Annotated in this window: 12 protein-coding genes; 4 read left to right on the top strand and 8 right to left on the bottom strand. The window is 67.8% G+C overall.

Going from position 1 to position 10,059, the window contains the following annotated elements; translation table 11 throughout:
- On the top strand, window positions 1-205 hold a 205-nt coding region (locus Q1J95_RS02705), incomplete at its 5' end, for a hypothetical protein (protein WP_300265733.1).
- A gap of 107 nt (window positions 206-312) precedes the next feature.
- Here the strand turns inward: Q1J95_RS02705 and Q1J95_RS02700 are convergent.
- The 4 genes from Q1J95_RS02700 to Q1J95_RS02685 form a co-directional block, all read right to left on the bottom strand.
- Window positions 313-717 carry a DUF6283 family protein gene (locus tag Q1J95_RS02700; protein ID WP_300265732.1) on the bottom strand — a complete coding sequence of 135 codons (405 nt, stop codon included), beginning with the start codon at window positions 715-717 and terminating at the stop codon, window positions 313-315.
- Between the two features lie 244 nt (window positions 718-961).
- The gene (locus Q1J95_RS02695) at window positions 962-1,195 is read right to left on the bottom strand and encodes a hypothetical protein (protein WP_300265731.1); all 234 of its coding nucleotides are present in this window, start codon (window positions 1,193-1,195) and stop codon (window positions 962-964) included.
- Between the two features lie 33 nt (window positions 1,196-1,228).
- On the bottom strand, window positions 1,229-2,116 hold the full coding sequence (locus tag Q1J95_RS02690; RefSeq protein ID WP_300265730.1) for a site-specific DNA-methyltransferase: 888 nt from the start codon (window positions 2,114-2,116) through the stop codon (window positions 1,229-1,231).
- Window positions 2,117-2,118: 2 nt separating this feature from the next.
- Window positions 2,119-2,628, bottom strand: coding sequence for a hypothetical protein (locus Q1J95_RS02685; protein ID WP_300265729.1), 510 nt, complete (start codon window positions 2,626-2,628; stop codon window positions 2,119-2,121).
- Window positions 2,629-2,781: 153 nt separating this feature from the next.
- On the opposite strand from Q1J95_RS02685, the gene Q1J95_RS02680 reads away from it, so the two are divergent.
- Window positions 2,782-3,786: a DUF932 domain-containing protein gene (locus Q1J95_RS02680; RefSeq protein WP_300265728.1), complete on the top strand. Its 1,005-nt coding sequence runs from the start codon at window positions 2,782-2,784 to the stop codon at window positions 3,784-3,786.
- Window positions 3,787-3,852: 66 nt separating this feature from the next.
- Here the strand turns inward: Q1J95_RS02680 and Q1J95_RS02675 are convergent, their stop codons facing one another.
- Window positions 3,853-5,787 carry a hypothetical protein gene (locus Q1J95_RS02675; RefSeq protein ID WP_300265727.1) on the bottom strand — a complete coding sequence of 645 codons (1,935 nt, stop codon included), beginning with the start codon at window positions 5,785-5,787 and terminating at the stop codon, window positions 3,853-3,855.
- 150 nt (window positions 5,788-5,937) lie between these two features.
- Between Q1J95_RS02675 and Q1J95_RS02670 the strand changes: the two genes are divergently transcribed.
- Window positions 5,938-6,345, top strand: coding sequence for a hypothetical protein (locus tag Q1J95_RS02670; RefSeq protein ID WP_300265726.1), 408 nt, complete (start codon window positions 5,938-5,940; stop codon window positions 6,343-6,345).
- A gap of 276 nt (window positions 6,346-6,621) precedes the next feature.
- Here the strand turns inward: Q1J95_RS02670 and Q1J95_RS02665 are convergent, their stop codons facing one another.
- The gene (locus tag Q1J95_RS02665) at window positions 6,622-7,065 is read right to left on the bottom strand and encodes a hypothetical protein (RefSeq protein WP_300265725.1); all 444 of its coding nucleotides are present in this window, start codon (window positions 7,063-7,065) and stop codon (window positions 6,622-6,624) included.
- A 308-nt stretch (window positions 7,066-7,373) separates the two neighbouring features.
- On the opposite strand from Q1J95_RS02665, the gene Q1J95_RS02660 reads away from it, so the two are divergent.
- Window positions 7,374-8,420 (top strand): hypothetical protein, encoded by a 1,047-nt coding sequence (locus Q1J95_RS02660; protein WP_300265724.1) that lies wholly within the window; start codon window positions 7,374-7,376, stop codon window positions 8,418-8,420.
- A 15-nt stretch (window positions 8,421-8,435) separates the two neighbouring features.
- Here Q1J95_RS02660 and Q1J95_RS02655 read toward each other — a convergent pair whose 3' ends face one another.
- Window positions 8,436-9,608 (bottom strand): hypothetical protein, encoded by a 1,173-nt coding sequence (locus tag Q1J95_RS02655; protein ID WP_300265723.1) that lies wholly within the window; start codon window positions 9,606-9,608, stop codon window positions 8,436-8,438.
- A 39-nt stretch (window positions 9,609-9,647) separates the two neighbouring features.
- The gene (locus tag Q1J95_RS02650; RefSeq protein WP_300265722.1) at window positions 9,648-10,055 is read right to left on the bottom strand and encodes a hypothetical protein; all 408 of its coding nucleotides are present in this window, start codon (window positions 10,053-10,055) and stop codon (window positions 9,648-9,650) included.
- Window positions 10,056-10,059 lie beyond the last annotated feature (4 nt).

Genomic DNA, 10,059 nt, shown 5'->3' with positions numbered 1-10,059 from the left:
GATCGCCGAGCTGCGCGAGCTCGCAGACGGGCACGACGACGTGCTCGCCGAGACAGCCGGCACGTGGGCCGGCTACCACTCCGACGGCCCGCACGAAGCGCACCTCGTCGCCGCGCTGCGCGCGCTCCCGGGCGCCGAGGCGTGGGTCGAGGAAGGGCGACGGCGCGGGGGCATGTGGCACGAGACGCCGAAGCGGCGTGGATGAACGCATGAAGCGCCCTCCCGGGGAGCCTGCCGCCGCGGGGCGTCAGTCGCTTATCCGAGAGAAGCGCATGGTCGGGGGGCGCTCGCGCGCGCGACGAGGCACGCGGGTCAGGTGATGTCGGGCCGGAGCTGGACAATCTTGCGGATCGCGTTGAGTGCCTTCGTGGATGGTGCGGCAATGTCGGCCATGCCGTGCTCAGCTGCCGCGCGCCCCGACGGGTGTAACGGCACCGGCGTCTCATAGGTCGCGCAGGTAGCCTCGAGCGTCCCGAGCGTAATACCGAGGCGCACCGCGAGAAGATCCGCAGGGTCGCCAAATCCGAGCCACCCGGCACACACGGCACTCGGCCCGGAGTGACACATGAACGCCGCCGTCGGCTGCGCGTAGGTCTCCTCGTCATACGCCGCCAGACGTTCGTACTCGGTGGCGTCCCATATCCCCGAAGGGACGTTAACGCGGAACGGGCAAGTCGCACACGGGGACTTCCGCGGACGTGCAGGTGTTTCGGTCATGACGCCCCCCAGGGCAGCGATGGTGCGCCCAGCTCGCCGGGAACGGCGGCGATGCGGGCGCGAGTCGTGCGGCCGGGCCGCGATTGAACACCAAAGTTCGCGAGGTGGTGCAGCGACGCGGACGGTCATTCCGGTGAGCATAGCTTTCCCCTTCGTTCCTATGATCATGCGCGGAGTCGTCGCAACTCGCTCATATCGGCAACTTCTTGGTCTGGGAAAACTCGAGGAGCACGGACTCATCACGTCACCGGGTGAGGACGGCGCGTTCGTCGTGCCAGGTCGATGCGATGGGTGCGAGCCGATCCTCGTATGCAGTCGCGTGATGCGCGCAGTACAGCAGCTCGACACCGTTCACGGTGGCCGCGACATAGGCGCGCGCACCGCAGGCATCGCAACGGTCACGGCTCGTGAGCGGCTCGCGATCCGGCTCGACACCGATCACGTCATCCAGGGGACGGGGCTGGGTGAGAGTGGTCATGGTGGTCTCCTTCCGCCACTGGGCATGCGCGGGTCAAGCTGCGGCCCACGGAAGCACCGGCTGGGAGAAGCGTTCTCGGACGGACTGCTCGAGGTAGTCACGGTTGAGGTCGATGCCCACGTACTGGCGTCCCTCGAGGGCAGCGACGGCACCGGTTGTGCTACTGCCGCTGAACGGATCGAGGACGGTATCACCGGGGCGGGTTCCGGCACGGATCGCGAGACGCGGCAGGTCCGGCGGGAACACTGCCTCATGGGATCCGACAGACGGCACCGTGGGGATGTCCCACACGGTGCGCCGGTTGACGACTTCCCCGGGACGTTTCCGGGACGGTTCGGCGATCGCGTCAGCGTCGAAGTAGTACCGGTCGGACTTGGCGAACAGGAACACGTATTCGTGGGCGCGCGTCGGCCGGTCCGTGACCGACTCGGGGAGGGCGTTCGACTTGCGCCAGATGATGTCGGACCGGAGGATCCAGCCGGCGTCCTGCAGTGCGAACGCGACCCGCCACGGCACTCCGAGGAGGTTCTTCCGGGAACCGTCGACGCCGGCCTTCTTTCGTCTCGTGCCGCCCGTGCGGATCTGGGCGGCGCCGTGCTTGCGTCCGGCGAGCTCCGAGTCTGCGCCTCGTGCGGCTCCCGGTTGGGAGGCGTAGCTGTCGCCGAGGTTCAACCAGAGGGTGCCGTCGTCGGCGAGAACACGCCACAGTTCGTCGAACAGACCCGTCAGGTGGTCGATGTAGTCACCGAGGGACGCTTCGGCGCCGTACTGTCCCGGCTGTTCGTACTGGCGCAGACCGAAGTAGGGCGGGGATGTGACGATCGCCTGCACCGACGCGGACGGCAGCGTCGCCGCGACATCGCGGGCGTCACCGTGGAGGAGACGCACCGTGCCGTCGTCGAAGACATCCGGGGAGGGCACGGTCACGCCGTGCCCGAGACCGGGGCCGCGACGCCGATCACCCAGGGACGGTCGGTCGGTGCGGCGTCGGGACGTTCGGGCTGCAGCTCAACCCACCGTGCCCACCCGGGACGATGCTGGGAGAGGGCGCGAGACGCCGTTCGCAGGGCGTCGAGCCGTTCCGTGGACGCCTGCAGTTCGGCGCGTGTCACGAGGTTGGCGTCGAGAAGCGCGGCGTTCACATAGCTGAGGCCCTTGTCGACCCACTGCTCGAGGAACGGGCGGAGATCGTCGAGTGCGGTGAAGTCGCGGCCGAGCCGGCCGCGGGTGGCGCCGTTGGGGAGATGCAGACGTAGAACGTCGTCGATCTCGATCGCGATCGCTTCGGAGGCATCGTGCCACCGTTCCGCTTCACCCGACGGTGCGCCCGTGGCGTGCCACGTGTGACGGGCGGCAGAGATGATGCTGCCGCCCATCAGCCGCGCGGTGAGCGGTGTGCGCACCGCGCCGGTCGCGAGGAGATCTCCGGTCACGCTTTCATCATGCGCAACTGTGCACGGATCCCGGTACGGGGTCGGGGATGGCGCACTCGGGGGACTGTTCTGGGGCGTGGGAGTACCCGCGCATGGGGTACGTCACAGGCGCCGACCACCCGGGCCAGCGCCACCTTCCAGAACGGAGACATCATGTCCGCTGCAATCGACGAGCTCGCCCCCGGAACGCACGCCGCGATCTTCGCCCGCCAGGACGCCTGGCACCGACTCGGCACAACCGTCACCGACGCATTCACCGCGCAGGACGCCCTCGAGAAGGGACACCTCGGCGGGTGGGACGTCCGCAAGCTGCCCCTCACGGCGACCGAGATCACCGAAGACGGCGTGACGACCGTCGACGTTCCCGACCAGTTCGCGACCGTCCGCACGAACCCCGTCACCGGCACTGTCGAACCCCTCGGCGTGGTCGGCAAGTCCTACCGGCCCATCCAGAACGAAGAGCAGATCGACCTGCTCGATGCGATCGTCGACGAGTCCGGCGCCCACTTCGAGACCGCCGGATCGATTCGCGGCGGCAAGCAGACCTTCGTGTCGATGAAGATGCCCCGCGACATCCTCATCGGCGGGAAGGACGCCGTGAACCTCTACCTCATCGCCAGCACGAGCCACGACGGCACCGCCGCCCTCCGGTTCGTGACCGCCCCGGTTCGGGTCGCGTGCGCGAACACCCTGATGGAAGCCCACCGCAGCGCCACGTCGACGTTCTCCATCCGCCACACCTCGGGCGCCGCCGGACGCGTGCAGGAGGCCCGTGACGCCCTCGGCATGACGTTCCGGTACGCCGAAGAGTTCGAGACGGAAGCGAACCGGATGGTCGACGCGACGATCACGGCGGGCTGGTTCGACCAGTACATTCGCGACCTGTACCGGGTGAAGCCCACCGACAAGTTCGACGACCTCGGCAAGGGCACCCGCATCGCCCTCGCCCAGCTGCGTTCCCTCTGGGAGAACTCCCTCACCCTCGACGGCGTGCGCGACACCCGCTGGGGCGCGTACAACGTTTTCACCGAATGGGTTGACCATTATTCGCAGATCCGTATCGCGGGCGACAAGGATGCGGCCCGCGCCCAGCGCGCCGTCGCCCACAAGGGCACGGTGTCCCTCAAGCGCCGCGCCTTCGACCTCGCCCTGGTGTGACCCGCCACAGCGTGACGCCCCGGCACCGTTCCTGGTGCCGGGGCGTCACGCTGTGCGTCCGGGGCGTCACGCTTCGTCGGTCACGCGTGCCTGCCGCTCCCGCTCGGCCTGTGCGTCACGCTTCCGCTGCTCACGCTGCTCGCGCGTGCCATGCTCGGCCTCGTACGCCTTCCGCTCCTTCTCTTCCGCCTGCTTGCGCAGAGACCGGAGCCGGTCGATCTCGAGGTTGAGTTCCGACAGCCTCACGCGACCGTTCCGATAGCTCGTCTCGCCCGTCTCGATCGCACGCTGCGTCTTCTCGATCTTCGCGTGCGTGCGGTGAATCTCCTGGTTCCACTGCTCCGACGGCGACCGACCATCCTTGACGTTCGACAGGCCCATCCACGTCTGCCGCGACACTCGCAGCGACGATCCGTCGGCCTGCACGAGCGAATACTGCGAGGTGCCCTTGTCGGTGACGTACACAGTCTTGTGGTGCACTCCCTCCTCCTTAAGGAGCTCCTCGAGCGTGCGCACGTTCCCGTCACGGGTCCGCCACCGTTGCCGCAGATCCTTCGCGATCCGCTCCTGCGACTTCGCAGTCCCAGACTCGCGCAGACGGGCAACGTCATCGTCGGTGAGCCGCACATCCACCTTGGTGGGCTTCTCGTCGGGCAGATCGGGGAGCCGCGGGTGCCGCGACGGATCGATCACGAACCGGCCCGCGCGCCCGTACTCGCCGGGACGATCCATCGACCCTGCGGTGTACTCGTCCGCCGGCACGAGGTACTCCGCTACCGCCCCGTCAGCGTGGCGGCGTGCTTTCACGACCCGCATATCCGGATCCGACGCCGATCTGGAGATGGTGCTGCTGACGAACTGATCAGCGTGGGCATCCGTCCACACGCGCTCGTCCCGCGTGCGCGACTCACCCGGCTGCAGGGTACGGCCAGTCCACCTCTCCCACTCGTCCGGGCTCGACTCGCGCAGTCCCGCATCACAGTGCTCGCGCAGCTCGTCCGCGGTCATGCTGCTGCGTTCGGTCGTCAGCTCCTCCGGGAATGTCACCCCGACCGCTTTCCACTCGCCGTCTTCCTCATACCAACCCGATCGGCTTCGGAACGGTGCCGGCACGAGCTTGTTGCGTTCCGGGGTGAGCTTGTACCCTCCGTGCCCGGCGGTGTGCACGCTCGCGATACCAGGAGCGACCTCCGTCGCGATCTGAGCCTCACCCCACGGTGTGCGCGACCCCTCGCTGATGCCTGTGGTCCCGTACCGCTGCTCGTCGTAGTGCCGCTTGCACAGGCCGTTCGCGTGATGTGGCTGCCCGCACCGTGTGCACGTCTGCTGCTCGAGGTACGCCTCGAATGCGGCCTCAGCCTGCGTGATGTCTCCCGTGCGTTCATACTCGGCATCGAACGCGCCATCCGCGGCGGCGAGCTTGTCCTCGGCGGCGTTGTCCCGGTCGATCTCCTTCTGCTCGGCCTTCGCGCGCGCGTCGCACTCCGCCTGCTGCGCCTCACACGCGGGCCGGCCGCACGTCACCTGGTGATACAGGGCCGGCTGCCCGCACGCGCACGCCAGATCCCACGTCTCCCGCTCCGCCTCGCGCGCCTTCTCACGATCAGCCGCAGCCTGCGCCTGTGCATGCTCGTCCTCGATCGGATACTCCTCATCGAGCCGAGCATGCAGGTCGACGCACCGCTGACACAGCTTCCCCGGCCCCGTCACCGGACGGCCGCATTCACGACAGGATCGCGCAGTGCCCGTCTCGTCGGGCATCGCCGCTGTCTCACGGTCAAGACACGCCTGACACCTCCCGTCGCCCGGCACCGCCTCAGCAGCGCCGCACGACACACACGGCATGCCTGGGTCGTCGTCAGGCCACGCATCCTCGGGCCACTCCTGCACGGGACGCTTCGTCAACGCCCCGGACTCGGGCCGAGACCCGACCTGCTTCTCCCACTTGCCGTCGGCGGCACGCTGCTGGTTCGGATCGAATCCGCTGGGGCGAGTGCTCATGACTGCATCATGCGAACCCCGACGCCGATCCCGGTACAGTCCTGGGGTGCGTGCCCGGTGGATGTGGCCGATAGCCGTCCCGCTAGACTTCCCCACGGTCGTCAGAAGGGGTAGTACCGGACGAATCCCACCTCCGTTGCCTGGCTCATCGTGGTTCTCGCGATCACGGTCATCGCTGGGCTGATCCTGCTCGTGTTGCGGATCTTCGCGCAGATGATCGTCGCGTTGAAGCATGCCGTCACCCCGGCGAAGATCCGCGACTGGTCCCGCGACGGGAACCGTGTCACCCTCGCGGCGGACAAGTTCACGACGTCCCCGGGCGAGTACTCCCTCTGGTGGAACGACCGTGCCGGTCATGCGCGAATCGGTCGCATCCTCGCTACGGACACACCGCAGGGCACCGTTGAGCGTGAAGTGGTCAGCCACACCGGCACCGCACCCACCACGCCGGACAAGAAGGCCCAGTGGAGCGGGTTCGTGTTCACGAGCCCTGACGAGATCGGCCTGCCCTGGTCGGACGTGACGATCCCCACAGAGAACGGGCCGGCCCCCGCCTGACACTTCCCGGGAGACACCGACACGTGGGTGATCCACATCCACGGCATCCGCGTCTCACGCCTGAGCCCGCTCCGCGGGGTCCCCGCCTTCGCCCAACAGGGCTACCACTCGCTCGTCGTCTCCTACCGAGGCGACGGCGAAGCACCACCCACCCAGCGCGGAGCCAGCACCCTCGGCATCACAGAATGGCCGGACATCTCGCTCACTGCAGCGACGAGGGATTCCACGGAATCGATACCGGGAGCATCGAAGTCCGCGATGGCCGTCCGGGCTGACTTAGGGGGCATGCGACCCTCCCTCGCGTCGCTCCCGTGACTTCTTGATCGCCTCGCTGATCAGGCTCAGCGTCTCTGGTGCGATGCCGGCAAGGTTCCGTGCCGCGAATCGCTCCACGCGCTGCTCGCGCAGGTCCTGTATGAAGTTGAATCGAGCGGAGACCGAAGCGGGCGGTTCGCTGTCGAGGTCGAGCAGGTACTGTTCCTCGACTTTGAAGAACCTCGCGATTGCGCGCAGCAGGTTCTCGTCGGTGACGAGGTACCCGGTGCCATTGCACATGTACGACCAGCGCGGCCGCGAGAGGGAGACGCCGTGTGCTTCGCAGTGGGCGGCGATCATCGGGTGGGTGACCTTGTCGCCGTTCTGGAACTCCCACGCGTCGATGAGCAGCCGCAGTCGGTGGCTGAGGACTTCTCGGGCGTGGTCGGCAGGGGTGGGGGTCACGTCGCTACGTTCCTCTTCGGGCATATGTCACCTCCACTCGCGGGTGCCGCCGGACATCTTCGCGTCCATGTTAGCGACACCGGGTCCGCAGCCCAGGGGAGGTGCCACGCGAACCAGGTCACGGTTCCGCGGTGCGCGCGGCAGCGTCGGTGCAAGGTGAACATCAGCCTGGCTCGCGCCACGCGGATGTGTCGGTCGGGTACCGAGACCCCAGATTAGACACAATCCATGAAATCTTGCTAGACATGTCTAGCGAACGTGCTAGACATGTCTAGCCACCACTGTCCACCCGCCACCGGAGGCCCGTGATGCCCACCCATCACCTCCTCGCCGACGGCGACCTGCTTGAAGCCACCAGGAACGGTGACGACGCTGCGTTCACGGCGCTGTATGAGCGCTACAACACGGCCATCGAGGGACGCATCAGGCAGAACGTGCGCGGGACCGCCGTCGATGTGCGTGATGTCTCCCAGCAGACGTGGGCGCAGGGGTACGAGACCGTCACCAGCGGGCGGGAGATCGAGAGCTTCTTCGGGTACATCAGCACCATCGCTCAGCGCATCGCACACGAGACCGTCGCTGCCGAACAACCCGACAGTCTCGACCACCTCTCCGACGTCGGACACGTCCCAGCAGCGACGAAGATCACCAGCGCCGAGCAGACCTTCTTCGACGTGTCGCTCGAACTCATCACGGACTCCCTCCGCGGCACCGGTGAGGACACTCGCCAGCCTTACGCGAAGATCCGGACTCGTGCCGCCGCGATCGCACAGTTCCACGGTTTCGACACTCCGATCTCGCGCCCCAGCAATGCGACGCGGCGGATGCTCGTCGAACACGCGACGGACGCGGACACGTACGAGCTCATCACCGCCGCGATCCGCGCCCAGATCGTCATCACCGGGCAGGCGACCATCCCGCCGCCCTACGACCCGGAGATCACCGGCATGTTTGCCGGCTGGTCGGTTCCCGACCTCGAAGCGCTCCTGACGATCCCGACTCGTGAGCTGGTGTGTCTCGCTCAGGCTGCGGTCGTGTTCCCGGCGAAGCCGTCGATCACGCAGCGTCGCGCGCTCCGATCTCGTCTCACCGCACTCAGCGACGCTCCCGGGTGGGCGACGACCGCGCGCGCCCTCGAGCGGGCATGGATCGCCGAATGGTTCGACGCTCTCGCGTGGGCCGACCGCACCAGCGAGAGCGTCGAAGCGGAAGCCGAACGTGTCGCGGCCGCATCCCGCTGGCCGTCCGCCGCAGATGCTGCCATCCGGTTCCCCAGGCAGCCCCTCGGGCGCAACATCACCACGCCTGCCGCGGTCAACGACCGCCTGTCGCGTCTCCTCCTCACCCGCCGCTGAACCGCGACGGGCGGTTCACGAGGCGCGGGCGATGAGTCCCGTCATGTACTCGTACTGGCGCCACAGGCGCCGGTGGATCGTCTCGGCGTCGTGGATGCCGGCACCGAGGGGGTGCCCTTCGAACGCGAGCACTTCGCGGACGACAGTAGCCCACTGGCGAGCGATCGCTTGACGGTTCTCCTCGGCCGCGGCAGGGGAGGAGACACGATCGTGTGGGTTGCGGGCGGTGAACCACTCCGCCACCCACGTGCGCGCGAGCCGCGCAGACAACGTCGCCCAGCCCGGCCTGTGCGACAGGGTGCGCAGGAACCGTCGGAACTCGACGAGCTCCCTCTCCGACGGACGCGGCGGGAACATCACCGCGGCCTTCACGAGCGCGACCGCTTCGCGCACGTCATTGCCGACCAGCGCATCGACCGCGTCAGCACCCCAGCCGGACCACAGCACCATGAGGTCGTCATCGAGCAGCAGATGCTCCGCCTGAGGACGCCCGGTGGCGAGTGCGCGCTGCGCGGACAGCGTCGTCGTGATCAGCACCTCGAGCGTCTCTGCCTCACCAGGATCGTCGAACAGCTCCATCAGGTGGCGACGGACCCGGTTGCACGGCGTCGTGACTGCGGGCAGGCCACGGATCTCCTGAATGCTGTCGGCTTGAAGTCGCGCGATGTCCCAGTCAGAAGCTGAGGCGTCGTCCTGCAAGGCGTCCATCCTTCTCATCAGCGGGGCCATCATCCGCTGGGCCACGATCTCGTCAGGGGGGAGGTGGTGGTGTGCCGTCGGCGACGTCAGCAGATCGGCACTGTCGGTGACTATGGTGCGTCGCGCTCGTTCCCGCCGCACCTGCTGCCATCCGCCACGAATCGCCTTCGACGCGTACGCGCGCACCAGGTCGACCGGGTCCGCGTCTGTGAGCACCCGGAGGGAGAATCCGTCGCCGGTGATCGACGCGAGCTTCCGGTAGAGCACATCGGTGAGGTAGTCGAACAGCAGCTCACGTTCAAGGGCGCCGTCCGGTTCGGCACGATCGACGGCATCGTCGATGATGCCCAGGCTCGGGTCGAGCACGGTTCCGATGATGAGCTGACGTTCAATGCGCTCCCGGGACGGTTCCCGGGCCGCGGAGCGCGCGTGACGCGCCACGGTGTCTGCAACCCGTTGCCGTTCTCTCGTCGAGATGAAGCGCCCCACACGTGAACCATGCGCATCCTCCGTCGAATCCCGGCACGGTCACACGGTCGCCGGAACCGACTGCCTGCCACGGGCGACGGACGCGATCGCGGCGAAGACGCCGTAGACAGCGAGCAGCGCGATGTAGGCGCCCGCGGCGAGGAGCAGCATGAAGTACGACATCACGCCGACCTCGCCGATGAACGGCAGCAGCACGATCGTCACCGCCCACCCGGCCGGGATGCGGATGCCGCGCAACAGGAGCGTGACGACGGTGAGGGCAGCGAACACGGCCAGGCCCGCCCAGAGGGCGAGGAACACGCGCGTGCTGAACACCGACGACACGAGCCCGACGCACCCCGTCAGGGCGGGGATCAGCCACACCCAGCCGACGATGATGCGCCGATAGCTGTCGGCGATGCGAACCCACATCGAGTCCGTCGCGGCGCCCGACGTTTTCGTGCTCATGGCG

It is taken from the genome of Microbacterium sp. (genome assembly GCF_029263575.1).
GTDB lineage: Bacteria > Actinomycetota > Actinomycetes > Actinomycetales > Microbacteriaceae > Microbacterium.
This window is presented reverse-complemented; position numbering and strand designations above follow the sequence as displayed.

What these genes read in the sequence shown, in the direction of transcription:
- Q1J95_RS02700 (WP_300265732.1), bottom strand. Translation starts at nt 717, where the DNA reads ATGACCGAAACACCTGCACGTCCGCGGAAGTCCCCGTGTGCGACTTGC.
- Q1J95_RS02695 (WP_300265731.1), bottom strand. Translation starts at nt 1,195, where the DNA reads ATGACCACTCTCACCCAGCCCCGTCCCCTGGATGACGTGATCGGTGTC.
- Q1J95_RS02680 (WP_300265728.1), top strand. Translation starts at nt 2,782, where the DNA reads ATGTCCGCTGCAATCGACGAGCTCGCCCCCGGAACGCACGCCGCGATC.
- Q1J95_RS02675 (WP_300265727.1), bottom strand. Translation starts at nt 5,787, where the DNA reads ATGAGCACTCGCCCCAGCGGATTCGATCCGAACCAGCAGCGTGCCGCC.
- Q1J95_RS02660 (WP_300265724.1), top strand. Translation starts at nt 7,374, where the DNA reads ATGCCCACCCATCACCTCCTCGCCGACGGCGACCTGCTTGAAGCCACC.
- Q1J95_RS02650 (WP_300265722.1), bottom strand. Translation starts at nt 10,055, where the DNA reads ATGAGCACGAAAACGTCGGGCGCCGCGACGGACTCGATGTGGGTTCGC.